The organism is Trichocoleus sp. ST-U2 (assembly GCF_039961875.1).
Taxonomy (GTDB): Bacteria; Cyanobacteriota; Cyanobacteriia; order Cyanobacteriales; family FACHB-T130; genus FACHB-T130.
In genome coordinates this window covers 179545-200973 of record NZ_JAMPJY010000002.1, presented here as the reverse complement: position 1 = coordinate 200973, position 21429 = coordinate 179545, and the positions used below count along the sequence as shown (strand labels likewise).

The 21429-nt window shown below is 46.9% G+C and carries 19 protein-coding genes; 9 read left to right on the top strand and 10 right to left on the bottom strand.

Going from position 1 to position 21429, the window contains the following annotated elements:
* Positions 1-237: 237 nt before the first annotated feature.
* The 5 genes from NC996_RS02200 (at position 238) to NC996_RS02180 (ending at position 4770) form a co-directional block, all read left to right on the top strand.
* Complete coding sequence (locus tag NC996_RS02200; RefSeq protein WP_190685887.1) at positions 238-1251, top strand: transposase; 1014 nt, start codon at positions 238-240, stop codon at positions 1249-1251.
* A gap of 59 nt (positions 1252-1310) precedes the next feature.
* Positions 1311-1862 (top strand): 5-formyltetrahydrofolate cyclo-ligase, encoded by a 552-nt coding sequence (locus tag NC996_RS02195; protein WP_190685762.1) that lies wholly within the window; start codon positions 1311-1313, stop codon positions 1860-1862.
* 323 nt (positions 1863-2185) lie between these two features.
* Positions 2186-2983, top strand: coding sequence for a carbohydrate ABC transporter permease (locus NC996_RS02190; RefSeq protein WP_242030340.1), 798 nt, complete (start codon positions 2186-2188; stop codon positions 2981-2983).
* Between the two features lie 329 nt (positions 2984-3312).
* On the top strand, positions 3313-3789 hold the full coding sequence (locus NC996_RS02185) for a hypothetical protein (RefSeq protein ID WP_190535420.1): 477 nt from the start codon (positions 3313-3315) through the stop codon (positions 3787-3789).
* A 363-nt stretch (positions 3790-4152) separates the two neighbouring features.
* Positions 4153-4770, top strand: a complete 618-nt coding sequence (locus tag NC996_RS02180) for an ElyC/SanA/YdcF family protein (RefSeq protein ID WP_242029194.1) — start codon at positions 4153-4155, stop codon at positions 4768-4770.
* A gap of 82 nt (positions 4771-4852) precedes the next feature.
* Here NC996_RS02180 and NC996_RS02175 read toward each other — a convergent pair whose 3' ends face one another.
* A complete protein-coding gene (locus tag NC996_RS02175; protein WP_190685759.1) occupies positions 4853-6361 on the bottom strand; it encodes a CIA30 family protein in 1509 nt (502 codons plus the stop codon).
* A gap of 82 nt (positions 6362-6443) precedes the next feature.
* Here NC996_RS02175 and NC996_RS02170 point away from each other — a divergent pair, with 82 nt between their 5' ends.
* Together NC996_RS02170 and NC996_RS02165 are read left to right on the top strand one after the other, a co-directional pair.
* Positions 6444-6989: an HAD-IIIA family hydrolase gene (locus tag NC996_RS02170; protein WP_190685756.1), complete on the top strand. Its 546-nt coding sequence runs from the start codon at positions 6444-6446 to the stop codon at positions 6987-6989.
* A 254-nt stretch (positions 6990-7243) separates the two neighbouring features.
* A complete protein-coding gene (locus NC996_RS02165) occupies positions 7244-8164 on the top strand; it encodes an alpha/beta hydrolase (RefSeq protein ID WP_190685753.1) in 921 nt (306 codons plus the stop codon).
* 52 nt (positions 8165-8216) lie between these two features.
* On the opposite strand, the gene NC996_RS02160 is transcribed toward NC996_RS02165, so the two are convergent.
* The 3 genes from NC996_RS02160 to NC996_RS02150 form a co-directional block, all read right to left on the bottom strand.
* On the bottom strand, positions 8217-10670 hold the full coding sequence (locus NC996_RS02160; protein WP_190685750.1) for an HD family phosphohydrolase: 2454 nt from the start codon (positions 10668-10670) through the stop codon (positions 8217-8219).
* Between the two features lie 241 nt (positions 10671-10911).
* Positions 10912-11799 (bottom strand): ADP-ribosylglycohydrolase family protein, encoded by an 888-nt coding sequence (locus NC996_RS02155; protein ID WP_190685747.1) that lies wholly within the window; start codon positions 11797-11799, stop codon positions 10912-10914.
* Positions 11800-11891: 92 nt separating this feature from the next.
* Complete coding sequence (locus tag NC996_RS02150) at positions 11892-12584, bottom strand: hypothetical protein (RefSeq protein WP_190685745.1); 693 nt, start codon at positions 12582-12584, stop codon at positions 11892-11894.
* Positions 12585-12892: 308 nt separating this feature from the next.
* Here NC996_RS02150 and NC996_RS02145 point away from each other — a divergent pair, with 308 nt between their 5' ends.
* Positions 12893-14260 carry a mechanosensitive ion channel family protein gene (locus NC996_RS02145; protein WP_190685742.1) on the top strand — a complete coding sequence of 456 codons (1368 nt, stop codon included), beginning with the start codon at positions 12893-12895 and terminating at the stop codon, positions 14258-14260.
* A 65-nt stretch (positions 14261-14325) separates the two neighbouring features.
* On the opposite strand, the gene NC996_RS02140 is transcribed toward NC996_RS02145, so the two are convergent.
* From NC996_RS02140 to NC996_RS02130, 3 genes are all read right to left on the bottom strand, one after another.
* Entirely contained in the window at positions 14326-15153 is an 828-nt protein-coding gene (locus NC996_RS02140) for a DUF3153 domain-containing protein (RefSeq protein ID WP_339380321.1), read from the bottom strand.
* A gap of 56 nt (positions 15154-15209) precedes the next feature.
* On the bottom strand, positions 15210-16517 hold the full coding sequence (locus NC996_RS02135) for a metallopeptidase TldD-related protein (RefSeq protein ID WP_190685881.1): 1308 nt from the start codon (positions 16515-16517) through the stop codon (positions 15210-15212).
* A gap of 291 nt (positions 16518-16808) precedes the next feature.
* Positions 16809-17333, bottom strand: coding sequence for a tetratricopeptide repeat protein (locus NC996_RS02130; RefSeq protein ID WP_190530348.1), 525 nt, complete (start codon positions 17331-17333; stop codon positions 16809-16811).
* 333 nt (positions 17334-17666) lie between these two features.
* Between NC996_RS02130 and NC996_RS02125 the strand changes: the two genes are divergently transcribed.
* Entirely contained in the window at positions 17667-18227 is a 561-nt protein-coding gene (locus NC996_RS02125; protein WP_190428765.1) for a hypothetical protein, read from the top strand.
* A 24-nt stretch (positions 18228-18251) separates the two neighbouring features.
* Here the strand turns inward: NC996_RS02125 and argB are convergent, their stop codons facing one another.
* The 3 genes from argB to NC996_RS02110 form a co-directional block, all read right to left on the bottom strand.
* Positions 18252-19145: an acetylglutamate kinase gene (argB, locus tag NC996_RS02120; protein ID WP_190410667.1), complete on the bottom strand. Its 894-nt coding sequence runs from the start codon at positions 19143-19145 to the stop codon at positions 18252-18254.
* 89 nt (positions 19146-19234) lie between these two features.
* Entirely contained in the window at positions 19235-19810 is a 576-nt protein-coding gene (locus NC996_RS02115; RefSeq protein WP_190685878.1) for a shikimate kinase, read from the bottom strand.
* 73 nt (positions 19811-19883) lie between these two features.
* Complete coding sequence (locus tag NC996_RS02110) at positions 19884-21335, bottom strand: NB-ARC domain-containing protein (protein ID WP_190685739.1); 1452 nt, start codon at positions 21333-21335, stop codon at positions 19884-19886.
* Between the last annotated feature and the right edge of the window lie 94 nt (positions 21336-21429).

Below are 21429 nucleotides of genomic sequence, written 5' to 3'. Positions count from 1 at the left end.
ATAACCCCCTCGCCACAAACCTTAAGTTATAAGACTTGTGAACAAAGTCGATCATCAACTGGATCAGAACTTACGCAACTGGCACAACGCGAATGCATAAGTAGTACAAACGTACGCTTGAACAGCTACTACTGAGCGTAGAGCAAATATTTAGATTGATAACAGGCGTTAACTTTTCTTAAAAGTTAAAACGAGTCTTGATGGGAAAATCAAGTTAAGTGTATATTCCGTCAGATGATGAAGTTTACTAAACTTAACTATTGCCAGTACTTGCTGAGTAGTCAAATTAATTATACATTAACAAATTTAGCTAAACACTTAGCAGTAATTAGTCACGATAAAATCAACCGTTATTTAAAGACCGAAAAATTAACACCAAGCCTACTTTGGGATAATGTTAAAGAATTAATTGAGAGAGATGAAAAGGCTTATTTAATTTTTGATGATACAGTTATCGATAAAAGATATTCTGAAGAAATAGAATTAACTCGTTGGCAATATAGCGGTAATGAACATGGTGTTATCCGAGGCATAGGGTTAATAAGTTGTATTTATGTAAACCCTAAAAGCGGAAAATTTTGGGTAATAGATTACCGTATATATAACCCATCATCAGACGGAAAAACTAAGATAGACCATGTGCTGGATATGCTCGAAAACCTGATGGGATACAAGAATCTACCGTTTAGTACGGTTTTAATGGATTCCTGGTATGCAACGAATAAAATAATGTTATATATCGATGATTTAGGTAAATACTACTATTGTCCCCTCAAACGAAATCGGCTTGTTGATGATACCGCAGGAAATGAAGATTATAAGAAAATTGAAAACTTATCTTGGAATGAAACGGCACTGAAATGCGGTAAAGTAATTAAAATCAACAAATTTCCTGGTTGCAAAAGAGTGAAGCTTTTACGGGTTGCTGTCTCTACCGACAGAACGGATTATGTCGCTACTAACGATTTATCTCAAAATTCCACGGATGTTGTACAACAGGTGTGCAAGATTCGTTGGAAGGTTGAAGAGTTTCACCGAGAATTAAAACAATTAACTGGCATTGAATCTTGCCAATGTCGCAAAGCTCGTATTCAAAGAAATCATATTGCTTGTGCTATTTTAGTCTGGCTCAGGCTTAAAGATATTGCTTATCAGACTGGTCAAACTATTTATCAAATTAAATACGGGCTTTTGTCAGACTATTTAATTCAACAATTGAAACGACCGGATATTTTCATGCGTTTTGTCTAGTTTTTTGGTACACGGCGCGGCATAGCAGCGCCAGTGCTTGTGACAGTTGCGTAAGTCCTGTGGATAAACAGCAATTAAGGCGATCGCTTCTCAAAACACGGCAATTGATGCCTATGGAGGAATGGAGAGAAAAGAGCGATCGCATCTGTACCCACCTGGAATCTTCCCACCTATTTACCCAATCCAAAACGGTCTTAGCTTATTTCAGTTTTCGACAAGAACCTGACCTTAGCCCTCTCATTAGCGCTCGTCGCCAATGGGGATTTCCTCGGTGTGTTGGCGATCGTCTTATTTGGCATCTCTGGAAACCTGGAGACTCCCTACAAAAAGGTGCCTATGGTATTCTTGAACCGCACCCAGATAGCCCTGTTTTACACTCAACAGAGGTAGATTTAATTCTTGTGCCATCTGTAGCTTGTGATGTGCGGGGATATCGTTTAGGTTATGGTGGTGGTTATTACGATCGCTTGCTCAATTCATCTGAATGGGCAACCCAATTAACTATCGGCATTGTCTTTGACTTTGCTTTTTCCCTAGAGTTGCCAATTGATAGCTGGGATAAATCTTTGCAGGGCGTCTGTACAGAAACGGGGTTGAGGATGATGCGATGAAATCTCAATTTCTCAATTTTTATTTTTTAATTTCCGCGCAGAGGACAATGTCCTCTGCGCTCCAACCACCTACTTAGAACAAGCATTTGGTTAGACCAATACTCTTACTATAATATGACTTAATTAGATTAAAAGCAAGATTTTTTCCAAAAATAAACATCATAAATTATTAACAATAATAGAAATAATTATTTATTTTTTATTGACTGATTTCAATTAAAGAAAACAGCTATTGTCGCCCAATGATAAATTCCAAAACTCAAAAAACAAACGTGATATATCGCCTTTTTACAACTCAAAACTCAAAAGTTAAAACTTTTTGGATGTATGGGTTCCTGGGAGCGATCGCGCTAGTGATGCTTTTTCCTCTACTTTGGCTCATCAGTACTTCCTTAAAATCTCCCACTGAAAATATCTTTCAGTTCCCACCCCAGATAGTCCCACAAGAGCCGACATTCCAGAACTTCATCACCGTTTGGCAAACCAATCCCTTTGGTCAGTATTTGTTCAACAGTACCCTGGTGGCAGTGCTGACAGTGGGCTTAAATCTGCTATTCTGCTCGCTTGCCGCTTACCCCTTGGCACGGCTGGATTTTCGGGGGCGGGACATGGTTTTTGCGGCTGTCGTCTCCACGATTATGATTCCGTTCCAAATCGTGATGATTCCCCTGTACATCTTGACCGTACAGCTAGGTTTGAGAAATACCTATTTGGGTGTTATTTTGCCAAGCATCGCCTCTGCCTTCGGGATTTTCTTGCTGCGGCAAGCATTTCAGGGCGTGCCCAAAGAACTAGAAGAAGCGGCTCGGATGGATGGCTGCTCGGAGCTAGGCTTGTGGTGGCACGTCATGCTTCCAGCAATTCGCCCAGCACTGGTAACGCTGGCAATTTTTGTCTTTATCGGTTCTTGGAGTGACTTTCTCTGGCCCTTAATTGTCCTCGACCGACCCGAATATTACACCCTCCCTTTAGGTGTCGCTACCCTTGCCGGGGCATTATCCCTGGATTGGCGACTGGTAGCAGCGGGTTCTGTTATTTCCATTACTCCAGTGCTGCTTGTCTTCCTCTTTTTGCAACGATATATTGTGCCGACAGATGCAGGGAGCGGCGTCAAAGGTTAATGGTGCTTCAGATCAAGGCGATCGCGCAAAGATTTATCAAAGCACCCTATCCAACCAGAAATTTCCCTTAGAAACAGAGCGGTGCCACTATTAGCTTTATTTTCAGTTCCAAGAGTCCTGAATTCAACCCGAAAGCGATCGCGCACGAGAGATTTAAGTGGATTCACCTCGATTTAAGTCATGCAATCAGGTGATGGAAACTCACCCAATCGGGTGAACTTTGTGGGAACAACCTGGCTGTTTGCGAAATTTCAATGACTCAGATGGATGTTTCAGAAGTACCTAATTTAAATTCTTGCAGCGATTTCCTTCAGGAGCAGTCATTCTCTATGATTCACCACATTTCTCTCCCCGCTGAAAATCCCCTTCACGTCGCCAATGTCTTTGCAGAGATATGGAATGGGAAGGTTGCCCCATTCCCACCAAATCCAGGCAGTTATATCGTTATTGCTGGCGATGAGTACGGGACGATGATTGAGATTTATCCGGTTGGTACCGAAATGATACCTGGTGAAGGTTACGAGCAGGCAGCATTCATTCAAAACGTTTTGTACTCACCGTTTACAGCTACCCATGCTGCCATATCTGTACCGACGAGCCAAGAACAGATTGAGAAGATTGCCACCCGTGAAGGCTGGCGCGTGCTGCGCTGTAACCGGGACTCGTTTTTTGATGTGATCGAGTTGTGGATTGAGAACAAGCTATTGATTGAACTGCTACCCCCGGAGATTGCCCCTCAATACGTAGCATTTATGCAGCCACAAAACTTGGAGAAGTTGTTCTTTGCCACTGCTAGCGCAGCGTGAAACGTGGATTAGACAGGCTGGGCGTTTCCTACTCTGCCTAATTAGACAAAGTTGATTCGCTCGTTAATCTTTCAAATTCCGATCGGAAGAACAACTGAAGACGTAGAGGTATAGAAATTAGTTTTCTTCCGGATATAGCTACGTTGTCTATGTAAAACAAAGATTAGTTAGATGCACCCTGATGTTTACCCCTGGAGACAAGCCAGGGGTTTTTCTTTTTAAGGGGTTATTTTGGCCGATTGATATTTTCCGGAGTTGGGATGCAATTCCTTGAGGCTAGCTAGAACAGATTTCTGATAACGTTTGGGGGGAGTTTGATTGAGCGTGCGTCAATGGTTTTTGTCTAACTGGCGTCGTGTTTTTCTGCTCCTCTTGTTGGGAAGTGCCGCGATCGCTCCAGCGACGATCTACTATGTGAGTGCAGTTACCAGAAGCGATCGCTATACCGATCCTGCCCAAGTTCCGGCTGAGCGTGTCGCCATTGTTCTTGGTGCAGGCGTATTGCCCGACGGTAGCCCCACACCGATGCTAGCCGATCGGGTGGAAGCGGCTGTGCAACTTTATCAGATGGGTCGCGTTAAAAAACTCTTAATGACGGGCGATAATAGCCGCACCGACTACGATGAAGTGAGCGTGATGCAGCGCTACGCGAGCGATCGCGGTGTACCGGCTGCTGATATTGCTCTGGATTATGCTGGTTTCAGCACTTATGAAAGTTGCTATCGCGCACGAGAGATTTTTGGGGTGACACAGGCGGTTGTCATCACGCAGCAGTTCCACTTGTCACGCGCCGTGTATACTTGCCGTCAATTAGGTGTGAATGCGAGCGGCTTGGGTACACCCGATTGGGGACGGTATGGAGATGGGGTGATGAAATCTTATACAACGCGGGAAGCACTCGCGACGGTGAAAGCCGTTTTAGAGGTTAATCTTATCCGTCCTCAACCAACTTTTTTGGGGCAATTTGAGGGAATAAAGTAGGGACAGGCAAATATCTGTAAAGATAGTAGACTTCTTGCACGGAGTTTTTTATAAAACCGCAGAGGCAAGAAGTCTATTTGTTTTACGATTTGATTGCTGCAATGCGATCGCTTTGCAAGCTGGAGAATAAGCTTTCCCAGTCGGGATTTTGGCTATCTTCTGCCTCTTTTACCTCAAAGGTGAGATTACACGCTTTCGGTTCTTCTAGCGATCGCACGCACAATTCGGCAATATCTTCCCGGCTCACTTTGCCCCGAATATTATCACCTTGCTCGAAAACTAACGCCTTGCCTCCCGGTTCTTCAGTCAACGCACAAGGTCTAATAATTGTGTAAGGAATTCCACTTTCCCGGATACTCTCTTCCCCGCGCAATTTCCAAGTAAGGATTCCTCCTAGTTGGTCATTCATTCTCACCGCTGGTGGTTCTTCCTCTAAATTAATTCCAGGACGACCGGGACGAGTTACACCTGCCGAACTGACCATGATAAATTGAGGCATCGCGCCGCCATAAGCTTTGATAGATTCCACCTGCAAAGCAAAGCCTCCCGGTGAAAACTTTGGATTTAATTCTCCGTCGTATTCAAACTTGCTCAGCATCAACTGGAACGAGCAAATTTTGCTAGGGTTAATTGCTTCGCCATCTTGCAAAGTTTTGGCGCGAAACACGGGAGTTAAGTCAGCGAAGGGAACGCGAACATTCATCCAGGTATTGGCTACGGTATCAAAGGAATAAGAATAAGCAACGCCATCCCATCTGGCTTCTGTGCGGATGAAGAACTTGTAGCGCTTTCCATCGCCTCTGAGGCGCAATTCCACACCCTCGTATCCCGCCAAATTTATCGGAGTGTCGAAGTTGCGGGTGCGAACGGAAGCAAAACCACCAGAGTTGTCGGTTGATACGTTGCCCGCAAACAGCGCCGTGCCTTCCACCAGTTGTATCCTACTCTGGCTTACGCCACCCATAACGACATCATCCACCGCACCCCAAGTATTCTTGATGTCATCTGAAAGGTTGCTAAAATCAAATACTACTTTTTCAGATCCCCCCTTCGTCTGAGGGCTAAAGTAGTTGGCAGCAACTTGCACTAAGTTCTGGATGCCTTGATAATCCACGATTTCCGGGCTGTCAACGACTTCGGGCAGATAAAACTTGATACCCTGATAATACTTCGCCCGATCTGGTGTATCGCCCCCGACTGGTTGCACCCGAACCCCAGTGCAACAAATTACAGCACTAACGTTCGACATCATTTCCGGAGTCAACGTTTCTGGGATGGTGATGTCTCCCTCAAAGAGTTCTATATTGTCGCCAAGCATTTCCTGCGCTTTCTGAGTATTTCTGACAAGGGCACGCACTTTATAACCCCGTTCAACCAGTCGCCGCACGACTCGCTTACCGACCCCACCCGTCGCCCCAGCAACCAGTATCACTCCCACGCGCTTTCCTCCAGTAGGTTTGTCTTGATTATCCTTGGTGCGACCTTGCAGCAACCGCTGAAGGCAGTTGAAGAAAGGAATCACCTCGAAATAGGTCAGCGTTTGCAAAAATCTACCGAAATCCCATTTAGATCGGTTATTTTGATTCGTCATTTTCTTGTAAGATTCCACGTTCTTAGCTGACTTTTCCCCTTATCTTGGTTTAATAGCCCACTGATTTGAAAACAACTCTCTAATGGAGCAAGATCCTTCAGCCGTCAATGCTGAGACTAATTTACTCATCCTCGATCTTGATGGCACCGTGCGATCGCCACTTTCAGATCACAAGTTTATCCAGCGTCCCGGCGATCAGCAGATTATTCAAGGCGCTGAGGGAGCGATCGCTTACTTCGCCGCGTCTGGCTGGAAAATCGTCGGCGTAACCAATCAAGGGGGTGTCGCCAGTGGTAAAAAATCTCTGCAAAGTTGCATTAAAGAGCAGCAATACACTTTGGGATTATTACCAGAGATAGAAGAAATTTATTTCTGTCCTGACTTTGAAGGAAAAAAGTGTTTTTGCGTAACCCCCAGCGATATTGTTAATCACAGCCAACACCCTGAATCTGGGAAGTTTCGCAAACCGAATCCAGGAATGCTGAATTTGGCGATAGAAAAACACTTGCCAGACAAAGTGTTAATGGTAGGCGATCGCTCGGATGACAGGAACGCCGCAAAAGCCGCAGGCATCAAATTTCAGCAAGCAGAAAGCTGGAGACAAACCTATGGCGACACTGACGTTTGAATAAATAGGGATGAGGATGCGATCGCTGACGCGCTTTCCAGTCCAATCCGCTGTGTGGCTTAACCATTACTGTGCCAGAATCAGTTATCAATACTTACGCAACTGTAATTGCAATTGATTTTGCTCCAGCAAATACAGATTCATAAGTTACTATTTTTTTAGCCCAAAATTGGCTATTTTTTAACGCAAAGAGCGCAAAGGTAAGCGCAAAAATACGCAAAATAAAGATGTAAGCTTAAGGCTTGTTATTGCTTATGCTTCAGTTTCAACCGCCTGGTTTTGAGCAAAAAGTCATAGAAACCTCGCTGGGTTCGATGGTTTACTACACCGCCGGAGAGGACTCGTGGTTAGGGCAACGACAAGCTGAATTGCCACCGTTAATCTTCCTGCATGGCTTTGGTGGCGGAGCTTCTGCCTACGAGTGGTCGAAGGTGTACCCGGCTTTTGCAACGACTCACCGCATATTCGCACCAGATTTAATTGGTTGGGGAGAGTCAGCTCATCCAGTCCGAGATTATCAAATTGCAGACTATTTGAAGACGCTGACGGAGTTTATTGAGAAAATTGCGATTTCTGGAGGAGAGCAAAGCTTTACCCCGGTAAAAGTTGTGGCATCTTTGCTGACGGCGGGTTTCACAATCCGTCTGGCAACTGAACGTCCGGAGTTATTCCAAACGCTATTTTTAGTCTGTCCATCTGGTTTTGCCGATTTTGGGCAAGATGCTGGGCGCAGATTACCGCTTCAAGTAATTGGGACGCCGCTGTTAGATAAGCTAATTTATACGCTTGGCGCGACAAACGAAGTGGCGGTGCGGAGTTTTCTCGAACGGTTCCTATTTGCTCAGCTAGAACGATTGTCTGAAGAGATAGTAGAGGCTTATTTGGCGTCAGCGCAGCAGCCGAATGGGGAATATGCGGCGCTAGCGTTTTTGCGGGGCGATCTTTATTTTGACCTCGCCCTGTATATCCAGCAATTGACGGTGCCGACTTTTATCCTGTGGGGTGAGGAGGCACAATTTATCAGTGTGAATCTAGGGAAACGTTTGGCTGCACTCAATCCAAAAGCAATTCGCCGGTTTCAGCCAATTGTAGGAACGGGAGTACTACCTCATTTAGAGCAACCAGAAGTTGTGACTGGACTGCTTCAAGGTTATTTGTCAGCAGCTAATGGGTAAGTGTGTTTTTCTCAATCCGCGAGGAGAGTCCAGCTACGCGAATCCTCTTCTATTAAACGGATGCTTTACATCCTTTGTCTGAGCTAACCGTAAATTTGGGATAAGCAATGCGTTGGTGATTATATTGTTGCCAGACTTGGACGAAAACTTCCGCAATGCGGGATAGTTCTTCTCGCGTTAACCCAGACTCAGCTAACTGGCTGTCTTGCCAACGGGCGCGGAGAATTTTGTTAATCATGGAGAGGGCTTGTTCTGGAGTCGCATCTTTAAGCGATCGCAATGCTGCCTCACAGGAATCTGCCAACATCATTATCCCCGTTTCTCGCGACTGAGGAATCGGCCCATCATAGCGGAAATCTTCCTCCCGCACAATTTTAGTGGGGTCTTTCTCGGCTATCTGCTGCGCTTGGTGATAAAAATAGGCAATCAACATTGTTCCCTGGTGTTCCGGGATAAACCCCTGAATTGCCTTGGGCAAACGGCATCGCCGCGCCATTACCATGCCCTCAGTTACGTGTTTTTTGATAATCTCAGCACTCTTCCAGGGGTCATTAATTTCATCATGCTTGTTAGGACCGCCCATCTGATTTTCAATAAATCCCAATGGATCGTGCATTTTCCCAATATCGTGGTACAAAGTACCGGCTCGAACAAGTTCTACATTGCAGCCCAGTTCCCGCGCTGCGGCTTCAGCCAGGGTGGAAACGAACAATGTATGTTGAAAAGTTCCCGGAGCTTGAGCGGCTAAACGTTTCAACAAGGGACGGTTGGGGTTCGCGAGTTCCGCCAGCCGAATCGGTGTCACCAAGTCAAATACGTGTTCTAGATAGGGACTCAGACCTAGTGCCACAATACTCCAGGCTAAACCGGAAAAACCGCATAAGGCAGCTTCTTGGAGTACGGTGTACCAAATTGAACCTGTTGCGGCACCGAGAATCAAATTCACAATCAGGTAGACAGTGCCTTGAGTTAATCCGACGCCAACGCCAAGGAAAGCGAGTTCTTCGCGCGATCGCATTTTCCCTGCCAGTAAGCTCATCATGATTCCACCCGCCGCACCCGCCAGCAAATAATCCCAAGTAATTGGCAGGCTGACCGATAACACTCCACCCAGCAGTCCGACAACGGTGACACCCAGCGCAGAACCGTAAAAACTGCCCACTAATAAACCAACCGCAGGCAAATTCGTATAGCGAACGCCCAAACTTACTAACACTGGTGTACTCAAAGTCAGCAGCAATATCAGCAAGTGATCTCGTTGCCGAATTTGGGGATGAAATCGCTGTTCCACCCGCCAGAACGTACCCACGGCACCCGTGACCAGAATTCCAAAACCAATCAATCCAGACCAGCTGAGGCTCCGGCGGCTTAATTGAAAATACTCTAACAGCACAAAATCTGCCTGGGAGATGGTTTCACCGGCGCGGACAATCACCTCATCCTGCCGAACTGCGATCGTTTGCAGTGCCACCGCTTTTGCTGCCTGTTCTGCCAGTTGTTTCGTTTGTTCTGGATCTTCTATTAAGTTGGGGCGCAGTCCCCAGAGCAACATTTGGGTTGCCACCGGCTCAGCTTCCGGGGGAACGAGCAAATTCATTTGCACTCTCAACGCTTGCTCTAAGATACTGTCAGGCAAGCCTGGGGGAATCCCTTGGGTGAGCATCCGTTCGGCAACCTGGGGGATGCCGGTTTTTGTTTGCTGCCAAGCTTCATTCGACAAGTCAAGCAGGGAGGCATCGTAGCGCCTTTCTGGATTGCCATTTGAGAAGGCGGCGACAGCTTCGGCGTATTGCGCGCGGGCTTGGTTAATCGTGCTTATTAGGGCTAAAAAATCTTGAGGACTTGCGGCCTGATGGTAAGCTTGGAGTTCGGCGACAGCAGGTGTTGCGGAAATATTCGATTGACCGTTGGCATCTGGCAATAACCCTGACTGGGATTGATTCACTTTCATGTCAGTGTCCACCGCTGCCAATATGGAGCGCCACTCCCACTCCGCGCACTTGCGGAGGTCAATCTGAGTGGCAGCAGACAATATGGCAGTCGGAACCATTGGCAAAGAACCGGCTAGTTGTCGGAGGTCGTCGGCGGTACGAAGCGATCGCTCCAAATCATCGTAAACTTGTTCGGTTACGTCTTGCTGGATCGTCAAGACGGGCACGGCACCTGTGCGGGCTGCCTTCCGTTTTTCTTCTGTGGTGAAAGTATCTACGACATTAGCGTCAAAGGTTGCCCGAATCGTCTGCGGTGCTATCTTGCCGACGGCGAGCTTTGGCGCATTGTAGTAGCGCTGCCCCATTGTTCCGGTGAGGGACACCACTGCCAGCAGCCAAACAATCCGAGGACGGTTTCTGCGGTTTTGGAGAGTAGCGCCAAGACCTAATCCTAGACCTTGCCCTGGTATAGCAGCAGGCGAATCAACAAGTCGGGAAGGTAAAAGACTGCGAAGGGGCTGGTACGTCCGCCGCCATTGATCAAGCTGGTGCGTCAATGACTGAAGCGTCTTCATGTTTATAGTATGGCTGTCGTTTTAGGCGACAGGAGTGATGGTAGCGAAAAGTAGATTGGCATTCATAAAAGGCACCTTACAGCAATCTTTACCCTTAATGGCACCCCTTTGTTGGCTTCATCCTACCTTACAAAACACTGCCCAAATTGCCTATCCCCCTTGGGGGATTTATCCGATTAAATTTAATTTTCTTTGACCAGCTTAGCTTGCATGGAGTAGCGATCGCTGGTATTAAAAAAAATTAACGCCGTTGAATTACATGGGGCGCTGCTACAGCGCTGATTTGCTGGACTTGCTTTGCTGTTGAGGCATCATAAACACCAGACCAAACAGCAAGGAGATTGTCTGCTAGTTGAAACAACTGAGCATCTGAGGCGATTCCCCACTTAGGTTGATTCCAAGATAGCCGCCATCCCGCAGGAATGCCCACTGTACTGTTATACGCTCCCGATAAAGCACCCGCGATCGCGCAGGTAATCGGGGGTTGGTAGCCGCTACGGGCAGCACGGGCGACACTCAGGCGAAAATCTTCTAGAGTACTGAGGAAGCAGTAAAAACCCAGAGCGATGGGAGTACTCTGGGGCTGGGCATTCCGACATAGTTGAGCGATCGCTATTTCTAAGCTCGCATTTTCTGCTAATAAAATTTGGACTTGCTCTAATTGTTGCACCAGAGGCGTCTGGGAATCTCCTAAGAAGGCAAGGGTTTTGGGAATCAAAGTAGCCCGATTGAGTTTTTCTCGAAGGCATTGAGCGATCGCGTATCCCACTGCTAACGCCCCATCTCTTAACTCTGGCTCATCTTGCCAGATGCTGACAACTTGTTCTAAATTTTGCCGCAGTTTGTCTTTATATTCATGGGAGAACAGCACAATCGGCAGTGTGGCAATAATCGCTCCTGGCGTAGGCGCGTTAGCACTGCTCGCGTCTATCTCTAAAAATTTTTCCGTGAGGTGACGCCAATCTGCGAAATCAAATTTACCCTGCTCAATTAAGCTTTCTGCACCCCAAACCGCCATTTTGCCCCAGCTAGTAGGCTGCTGAGACTGTTTTTTGCCCAAAGGGGTGAAATCCCCGAATGCAGCGCCCAACAAGGTGCCGCGAAACCGACTTAACAGAGAGTAGCGCATGATTTCTATCGTAGAGGCGATCGCGACTTAGACAGCGTTCTCTTAACATCTGCCGTGCTATAGTCTACCGTCTCCCCAGTAGAATCGCATCTTCACTGAAAATTTTCTCTTGTAATGACTTCTCCTGTTTGGATATTTTTCAAAAAAGGAATTCCTATCCAAACTTCTATCGAGAAATTATAAGATGAATTGTAGTCATCGACGATATAACATCCATTAAAACTGCGAGTTTTCTTCAGGGAAATATTCCAACTCGGTGGAGAAATACTCCAATATTTAGCTTTTTCACTAGATTCGTTTTGTAAATTTGTTTTACTAATTTTATAAGGAACTTCAACAATATCGATTAAATCATAAGCATATTCATACTTATCCAAAATACTTAGAATATCTTCCCAACTTTGAACTTTTATTTTTTTGTCAAAAATTCGTGAATTCAGCCAAGAATTACCAATTTCAACCAGTTGTTTCGCGATTAATTCTACCCGATGCTTGTCTTGCTTGAGAAACTCTAAATCTTCGGGAAGTAATACCCTGTTGGGTAGAATAGTCCAAACTTCAAAGGAAGTCTCTGTCTCTGTATCAAATGAGAAAGTAGATTTTTTTATACCTGGTATGTCTTCAAAAACTTGCACAGCACTAATGGGTGCTAGGGAGTCTAAGTATTTAGATTTAGTAGAACCTATTTCAATTTCTGGTAAATCTTTTGGGTAATTCTCCGCTAAATGATAATCTGGAGCCTTACATAGCTCTTCTGGAAGATAGGATTTTGTTGAAGTTTGCACTGCGCTTCTCCATTGGAATAATTTTTGTTTCAACAGAGTAGCAGAGCGAGTAAGACTATTCAGTGTTGCAGTTTACTAAAAATAAAGAGTTTTAATTATCAAGTATTTTCATCCGCCTAAAGATAGATAAAAAAATGAATAACGAACACCAAGCGATCGCTCATCAAAGATTATAGAGGGAAAACAAGTCAAGTATGGGGAAGAGAAATGCAACAACTGAAACTTAGAGTAAGATTCCCTATCTATAGTAAGAATTCAGATGCCAAATGCGCGAATTATGCTAAATTTGGTCGTCCTTCGGAATGGATATGAAAATTCTTTTTCATCGTTGCACTGGGCAGCAAGGCTCACAGCGACTCCAGATTTTAATTGTCATTACCAGCATTTTCTTCATTACCATTCCACCTGGGCTTGCCCAGGAGGCTACCTCGCCAAAATCCACACCCGTAAGGATTTCAACTGAAGAACAATATTTTGCTGATGTTGTTGTCAGAGGACGCCCAGTTTTTCAAGTAGGTAGTTTATCGGGAATCAGCGCTCAAGAGCGATCGCAAATTATCAATCGGCGGATTGCCAGTATACTGCTGCAATCAGAGGCTTTGGGGCAAGTCACCGTTAAACCGGACAATCCACGGAAGATAGCCACCTTACAACTCAATAACCGAGTCTTAATGTCAGTAACTCAACAGGACGCCCGCGACTTTGGGGTGTCTGTAGAGGTGCTTGGCGAGAAATGGGCGAATCAATTAAATCAAGCTTTCAAAAAACCGCCCCTAGCCATTGATGTTGGACAGCGACTTTATCTTACCGTGCGCGATCTGGTACGGGACGCCATCAGCAGCTTGCCCTTAATTTTAGGGGCATTGGTCGTCGTTGGCATCACCTGGGTAGGTGCTAGAGGCGTACGTTACATTGCTTTGAAATGGGCGCAGAAAGAGACAGAAGGCGATCGCAGCACTGAAATTCTGATGGGGCGAGTGGGATACGGTGGAGTCTGGGTTATTGGCTCTGTCATCGCTCTAGGCGTCTTGGGGCTTGACATTGGGGCCTTGCTGGGGGCATTGGGACTTACCAGCGTCGCGATTGGTTTCGCCCTCAAAGAGGTTTTCAGTAACTACATTTCCGGGATGATTTTACTTGCCGCCCGACCTTTTCGGTTAGGCGATCAAGTGACGATCAAGGAATTTGAGGGAACCGTTACCCAAATTCAACTGCGGGCAACCACTCTAAATACCTATGATGGGCGGAAAGTGTATATCCCGAATCAAGAAGTTTTCCTTGCCAGCATTATCAATAACACAGCTTTCAAGCACCGCCGCAGTTCGGTTACAGTTGGCATTGCCTATGGTGCCAATATCTCTACTGCTAAACAAGTGATTACTGATGCCGTTCTTAAAGTCAAAGGCGTGCAGCCAAAACCAGTGCCAGAAGTCCTTGTCCGGGAACTGGATTCTGGAAAGGTGAATTTGGAAATCCGCTTTTGGGTGAATTCTCGGCGTTTGGAGTTTTTAGAAACCACTTCTAAAGCAAATGAGGCGATTAAAGAAGCCTTGCACAAAGCGGAGATTGAAATACCCACCGAAATTTATACATTGTTAGTACGCAAATCGCAGACTGAGGCTGATGTCTATCCCAGCGACTGGGATTCCCAGAAGCGTCTTCCGAACGGCAAGTAAGCTGTTCTAGGCTCCCAGTCTGTTAGGTCCGAATGTTAAGCTCCGAATAAAGCGCGATCGCGTTTTTACGGCACCTGTGGCACCGATGGAGGTGCAGAACTGACACCGCTTCCCTTGCCTCGGTTGTATTTCAAATAAAACCCTGCCACTACTAACAAGATAATCATCAGGGTACCAATACCGAGGGGACTGGGAAGCCAGAATACCGCCTCAACATGGTTCACCTCACCGGGTTTGAGCGTCCAAACTAACAGATGTCCTTTCTCCGAGACAACTGGGTTGAGTGCATTCTCCGCCTTCTCAACACTCCGTGCCCCCCAAGGGGTTCTCAAGCTAAAGTCTAGATCGAACAGCGAACCGGGACTAACGATAACGTTACCGTTAGTAGAAAGAACGCCGAGCGATCGCAAATCCAAATCGTAGCTTAAGCGATTCCGTATCCAGAACAGGAAATTCCCCTGTCTCAGACTCAGGTGGGAATTAATCTTTGGTAAATCTGTATCTGTCGTCGCCTGAGAACCTTTCTTTGCCGGGGGATTAAAAAACTGGTTAAACTTCTCCTCCAGTTCCGCACCGCTAGCAAACGGAATTGTCACCACAACTTCCTGGTTTGAGATGCGCTTCGTTTTCCCTTGCAATTGTCGCGCCCGACGCTGAAGGCTATCTAACCATTCCTGTGCCTGCTCGCTGCTCAATGCCGTCAGTTGTTCGCCCAACTTGATATGCTGGACAATCTCGCCCCGGTTCGGATTCTCGAACCTCACCCCAGCATCATACTGAACGCAGCCCGACAGCAATACGACCGCTAACAGCATCGCCCAAAAAACCCGCATTTTCGGCAATACTTTACCGAAAGCACCCCTTGCACTCCGACTCAACACAGCTAACTTCACGCCTTTCTCTCCTCCTTACTTCTCTGGTTGCCTTCTCTCGTGCCGGAAGTCGTTCGTTACCCTTGCCGCGCCGCTACACCCAACTGCTGGAACAACAAACTCGGCAAGAAACTACCCCCGCCTACCCATTCCGGCTTATCGCCCAAATCCACCAAATTTTTAAACGCCTCAAAAATACTACCAGCCACCATCGTATTCTTGACTCGACCGACAATCTGACCTTTTTCTACCTTGTAGCCTAAATCCAGATTGACAGAAAACTCTCCCGCCATTTGATTCGACTGTCCAGCACCGAGAACCTGATCCACAATCACCCCCTCATCCATGCTGGCAATTAAATCCGCTGTCGATGTCTTCCCAGGCGCAAAGCAGAGATTTACTAACTCTGGGCTGGGACGCGACAAACCACCCCGAAAGCCGTTTCCTGTTGACTCACAGCCAGCCCTGGCTGCCCAGCGCCGATCCCAATAAAATTCTTTTACCGTGCCTTTCTCGATAAGCACTTTGCGACGGGTGGGCGTTCCTTCATCGTCAAAAGCACAGGCAGATGGCCCGATGCTGGGATCTTCAAATAAATTTAAGCGTTCGTCAAATAGGGTTTCGCCCAGTTTACCGACCAGAGGAGAGGCTTTTTGGACGATACTTTGACCGGAGAGAACCGTTTTAAATAGGCGTCCGATGGCACTAGCGGCAGCTCTAGGATTAAACAGAACGGGGAAAGATCCGCTCTGAATGGTCGCTGGCTGCTCTGCTAGAGCGTATTTTCGTAACAAATCTTCTAGAAGGCGATTAAAATCTGGGACGCCTTCACGGGCAATATCGGAGCTATAAACCTGGAGAAAATCTTCACCCCGTACCAAATTCCCCGAAAGGCTGGCACTGACAACTTGGCTAGTGCGCGAGGCGTAGACATCCGCACTGGTTGCAATTTTTACGTTATTTGTCCGGACGTGGAACCCCACATCTACCAGAATATCGGAGTTGTAGTCGTGGATTTGAGAAATTAAGCGATCGCCCACTTCCACTAATTCCTGGGTTGCTGGTGGCGTATATTTTTTTTCCGGTTCCGTCACCTGTACATCCGCAGCAAATTCAAACTCAGCCTTATCGCCAATTTCTGAAGTTTGTACGGCAGCATCCACCAAATCTTCCAGCCGCGTCAAGTCAGTGGAACTGGCAAAACCCAGCCTTCCTTTGTGTAGTACCCGCAGCGCTACTCCTTGTAGCGCTTTGGTTTGCAGGGATTTTAAGCGATTGTTTTCAAACTCAACTGGTGTGTCTTGGCTTGATAGATAGTAAACCTCAGCGGAGTCGGTTCGTCCCTTCGCCAATTTCAGAATCTGCTCCAGCGTCGCATCAGTCACCATCTCAGGTTCTCCCGCTTCACCCATACCATCTTAAAGCTACCAGAAGAACTCGTTGCACTACTGCCCTAAATACCGCCGTAAAGACAGAGAGGAAGTTTACCGACTGCTGCTAATTGTTCTACGACTTTTGATGAGAAAAAATCTCCTCAACAAATCAAACAGAAGCTGAATTTGCGATTAGATGAATTTTCTCAACTGAGGAAAGCCCATCCACTCACGCCATATTGAGCATGAAAAAAAGGTTTGCGGGAAGCCAAACAAGAACCCGATCGCAGATAAAATTAGCGTTCAAAAATTAAACCAAGCTAATCCACCGAGTGTCAAACCAATGGCAACCAAGGCAACCCAAATAAACAAATTGTCCTTGGTATTTACTTGGCTGAGATCGATGGGTTCCGGTTCTGGACGCTTTTGAGGAGTTTTCGTAGCACCCTGAAGATTGCTCCCGCGGCGAAATTCCGGTTCGCTGTCAGCGAGAGTTGTGAGATCGGGAATCTCTGTCAACCATTCTGGACGCCTGCTGAGTTGCGGGGCTTCCATAATGTAGAGTAAGCGACGGCTTTGCTTGCTAGTTTGTGGATCGGGATGATGTCGCAGCTGTTTGCAGAGGGCGATCGCTTCTGTTGTTTGTCCTGCTGCTTCGTAAGCCGTCACCAGCCAAATCAAGATTTCTCCTCCCAATCGGGAGTTTCGAGTCACCAAACTACTCGCCTTCTCTAAATGCTGCACTGACTGGCGGTAATCTCCACGTTCAAATGCCGCTGTGCCAGTCTGGTACTCGGTTTTAATAATGTCCTGGGTTTCTGAATTCACTTTGCCAATCGAATTTAAAGAGAACTTTTTTGTGCTTTGTACGTCATCACCGACAGCCCCTTTAAATTTTAGCGAAGCAGATTATCCTGTAATCAAGACGGCTAAAATCAATTGCCTTTGCCAGGGTTTTCGAGAGCATCGAAAGACAAAAATTGCCAGATGCCAGCTCGGAAGATTTATCGTCTGTAACGGGTGGTTTCTGTTTCGTTGTTTCAACATCACCCGTTCAGGTGAATCAACGAGGGGAATTTTCCTCGCCTTGCCAGGGTTTATCTTAAGAAGTCATTTAAACTTTCATACTTAGCACCATCCAAAAGATTAGGATGTAAAACCATGCTCAAAACCCTACCTCTGCCGTTGCATCGTTTTCATCGGTTTTGCCTTGCTACCGGCTTAGCACCCTTGACGCTGGGCATTACGGTACTAACCGGGGCGATTTCCCCAGCCAAGGCACAATTAATCATTCAGCAAGGCGTGCCTACTTATGGATTTCCCCAGCATGGAGTTATCCAGCCGCCGTCGGGTAGCTTTGTTTATGGCAGTCCGATTCCCAGTCCGATTCCGATCAACCCAACGACAGGCATGAGCGATCGCGGATCGAGTAATTACTATCGAGTCAATCCCAATCCCTATCCGAGTTATCCCGACTACTACCAGGGTTATCCCAACTCCTATCCGAGTTATCCCGACTATTACCAGGGTTATCCCAACTCCTATCCGAGTTATCCCAGCTACCCGGTGGGATCGCACAGGAGAGTCAACAACTCAACACTGATCAACCCCACCTTAATCAATCCCCAGATTCGGGATTCTATCCTGATTAATCCAGTGATTGTGAATCCGCGAGGCAATCGCAGACGCTTCAACCAACCCAGGCAGATTATTATTCGTTAATCGCGCACGCCTAAGTCATAAACCCTAAGTCATAAACTCAGAGGCGATAATCATCGAGCCGATACCGGCGTCGGTGAAAATTTCTAATAGCAGTGCGTGGGGAATACGACCGTCAATAATATGAGTAGCCCGAACGCCTTGAGCAAGCGATCGCACGCAACATTTCACCTTGGGAATCATCCCACCGCCCACGATACCCTTCTCAATTAGACGCCTCGCTTCGGCGATATCCACTTTGGCAATCAGAGTGGAGGGATCTTTATAATCCTGCAAGATCCCTGCTGTATCTGTGAGCAAAATCAACTTTTCTGCCCCCAAAGCTGCCGCAAGTTCCCCAGCTACGGTATCCGCATTGATGTTATAGGCTTGTCCACTGTCATCGGTTGCCACGCTAGACACTACAGGGATATATCCGCTACTGACCAGTGACTGCAAAAGCTTGATATCAATACTGTTCACTTCTCCCACAAAACCAATGCCCTCTACCCCTTCTGGTCGGGCTTTGATCAAGTTGCCGTCTGTGCCGCAAAGTCCAACAGCGGAACCGCCAGCACGGTTAATTAAGGAGACAATTTCTTTATTGACCCGACCCACTAAAACCATTTCCACCACCTCCATTGTGGCGGCATCGGTCACGCGCAGGCCATTTTTAAATTGGGGTTCGATTCCCAGTTTGCCCAGCCAAGAGTTTATTTCTGGACCACCGCCATGTACCACGACGGGACGCAAGCCTACACAGGATAAGAATACAATGTCGCGCATTACCTTATCTTTGAGCGAAGCGTCTTTCATCGCCGCGCCGCCGTATTTAACGACAACGGTGCGACCGGCAAATTGCTGGATGTAGGGTAGTGCTTCGCTTAGCACTCGAACGCGAGTCGCTTCAGCTTTCTTGAGGTATTCGCTATCGTTAAGCATTGCTTAGCAGGATGATGCCAGTAATCGTTTTCTAGAAGTTTAGTGCATACTGGCGTCTGCGGCACGATTAGAGGCGGCTGTTTCCAGTTTTACTGACCGTTATTGTCTGGCTTTGGCTTAAGAACTGCGGGAATTGCTTCAATTACTTGCGTCGCAATTTGTTCGGGAGTTTGCCCCTCGCCAACGGTGATGTGCAGGTCGGCTTGGGCGTACAGCGGTTTTCGTTGCTCAAACCGCTTTGGGAATTCGGTCGCGATGTCAGCGTTTTTTAACAGAGGTCGGGTGGTATCGTTTTGCAAACGGGCGACTAAACGTTCCACAGGGACATCCAGCCATACGACGAGACCGTGCTGGAGATAGCTCCAATTTTCTCGCTTCAGGATAATACCGCCGCCAGTAGCGATCGCTAACTTCGTATAAGCCGACAATTCGGACAGCACTTGGCTTTCCAGCTTCCGAAAGCTTTCTTCCCCGTCACTGGCAAAAATCTCATTAATCGATTTTTTGGCAACTTGCTCAATTACAGCGTCGGTATCGAAAAAGCGATAATCCAGATGCTGCGCCAATAAGCGTCCCACGCTTGTCTTTCCCGCACCCATCATGCCAATCAGATAGACATTGATGCCCTTGAGCCGGTCGCGTAGGTTCTGATTGCTATTTTCCATATTTACAATTGCCAGAGCGATCGCTGTCCTAGTGTAACCATCAACGGAAGAAATTAACTCTTTCACCTACATATCAAATTTCCCGGTAGCTATCTTTATCCAAGTCTTCCAGCGACGATTGCCACTTTTCTACCAATCCTCCGCGCACGCTGCTTCTCACCCAAGGATGCAGATCGTAGCGGGGATTACCTAGCTCATCTTGTACGTCTTCAATCAAATACCATCGTCTCAGATCCGCCAGTGCCGCATCTAAGTCCGAATCCAGTAATTTCCCAACTTGAGACAACTCGGCTCTGCTAACCGTGGCATCCACCCCGCCCATATAACGCAGTACACTTTTTGCTGCCACATTGATTCGCTGCCACGCTGCTTCCAGACAGAAGCGGTAGAAGGTCTCAACTTGTCGGCTGGCAAGCTTTAATTCCGACAAGATTGGCTCAAGTGCTTGATCGTGGAATACTCGCCCAGCCAGGAAATGTAGTGCTAAGGGTGCGCCGCAAGACAATTGATGCATTTGATAAAGCTGTTCGTTGCTTGCCTGCTTGATTACCGAAATGTTGTTGTATTTTGCCTCATCCTCCAACAATTTAGACGACCATCTTTCTTCGAGTCCTGGGATTTCAATTAGTCTTACATAGGGAGGTTTAGTTCGGTGTCGGCTGGTAATCAGTGCGCGACTGGGGTTGAGCATTTTGATAAGGTTCGCCAGAATATCTTCAACTTGTGCGGTTTCCGCATTATCCAAGACGACAAGCAATTTCTCTGCTCTCAAACGCTGGTGAACTCGCTCAGGGGGACAATCCAGTTGATGCGCGATTTCATTTAAAAATTTCTTCCACGTCAGCGCCTCAAACTGCTTTTCCTGGCTGATGTAACCATCCACCCACTCGCTTTGCCTCGCTGTCACCCACACCACATCCGCGAACAGATTTCTGTCGAGTGCTTCTTTCGCAATTTGGCTGGCAGCTTCAGATTTGCCATACCCTGGACTGCCGCTGAGGGAAAAAATAGAGAGTTCTGTGGGATCGTCCAGGCGGTTCAATACTTCTTGAATGAAGCTTTCTCGCCCCCACACCATCCGACATCGCGGATTAGGGATAAACAAGCCCCACTGGCGTTTTTTGCCCCGATCTAGTGGCGCTTCGGTTAGGGCGTTGACGGTTTGACTTTCCTCCCAGCATCTTATACCAGGAGTGGTAGATAAGGAGTCTTGAGAACCGACCTCTTCCCCGATTGGATAGGATAGCAAGCTCTGAGAATTGTCGGGAGCATTCTGAGAAAACTCGCTCCATTCATCATAGGAACAGTTCAATAACAGATGACATAAGCCATTGGCAATCCGATACTCGCAGGTTTGGCGGCTCTCCGAGTTCAAAATTGCTTGTAAAGCTTGGCGGGAGGGTTCAAGTGTATTGAGTTGTTTCCGCCACGCACTCAAAAATTCTTGCATTAAGGCACGCTTGCCTTCAGGCTTGTACTTTCTGTTGAATTCTTCGTGTAGCTTTTTCTTTAAGCTTGCGGACAAAAAAACGTTACTGTTATCTCTTCTGAGGTCAAATCCACCAGCCATATAGATACCGATAGACCTTTTTGCGTATTTCTGACAAAATTTGGAGCTT

Coding starts and splice junctions, on each gene's coding strand:
- NC996_RS02200 (WP_190685887.1), top strand. CDS start 238: ATGAAGTTTACTAAACTTAACTATTGCCAGTACTTGCTGAGTAGTCAA.
- NC996_RS02190 (WP_242030340.1), top strand. CDS start 2,186: ATGTATGGGTTCCTGGGAGCGATCGCGCTAGTGATGCTTTTTCCTCTA.
- NC996_RS02185 (WP_190535420.1), top strand. CDS start 3,313: ATGATTCACCACATTTCTCTCCCCGCTGAAAATCCCCTTCACGTCGCC.
- NC996_RS02175 (WP_190685759.1), bottom strand. CDS start 6,361: ATGACGAATCAAAATAACCGATCTAAATGGGATTTCGGTAGATTTTTG.
- NC996_RS02170 (WP_190685756.1), top strand. CDS start 6,444: ATGGAGCAAGATCCTTCAGCCGTCAATGCTGAGACTAATTTACTCATC.
- NC996_RS02165 (WP_190685753.1), top strand. CDS start 7,244: ATGCTTCAGTTTCAACCGCCTGGTTTTGAGCAAAAAGTCATAGAAACC.
- NC996_RS02160 (WP_190685750.1), bottom strand. CDS start 10,670: ATGAAGACGCTTCAGTCATTGACGCACCAGCTTGATCAATGGCGGCGG.
- NC996_RS02155 (WP_190685747.1), bottom strand. CDS start 11,799: ATGCGCTACTCTCTGTTAAGTCGGTTTCGCGGCACCTTGTTGGGCGCT.
- NC996_RS02145 (WP_190685742.1), top strand. CDS start 12,893: ATGAAAATTCTTTTTCATCGTTGCACTGGGCAGCAAGGCTCACAGCGA.
- NC996_RS02125 (WP_190428765.1), top strand. CDS start 17,667: ATGCTCAAAACCCTACCTCTGCCGTTGCATCGTTTTCATCGGTTTTGC.
- argB (WP_190410667.1), bottom strand. CDS start 19,145: ATGCTTAACGATAGCGAATACCTCAAGAAAGCTGAAGCGACTCGCGTT.
- NC996_RS02115 (WP_190685878.1), bottom strand. CDS start 19,810: ATGGAAAATAGCAATCAGAACCTACGCGACCGGCTCAAGGGCATCAAT.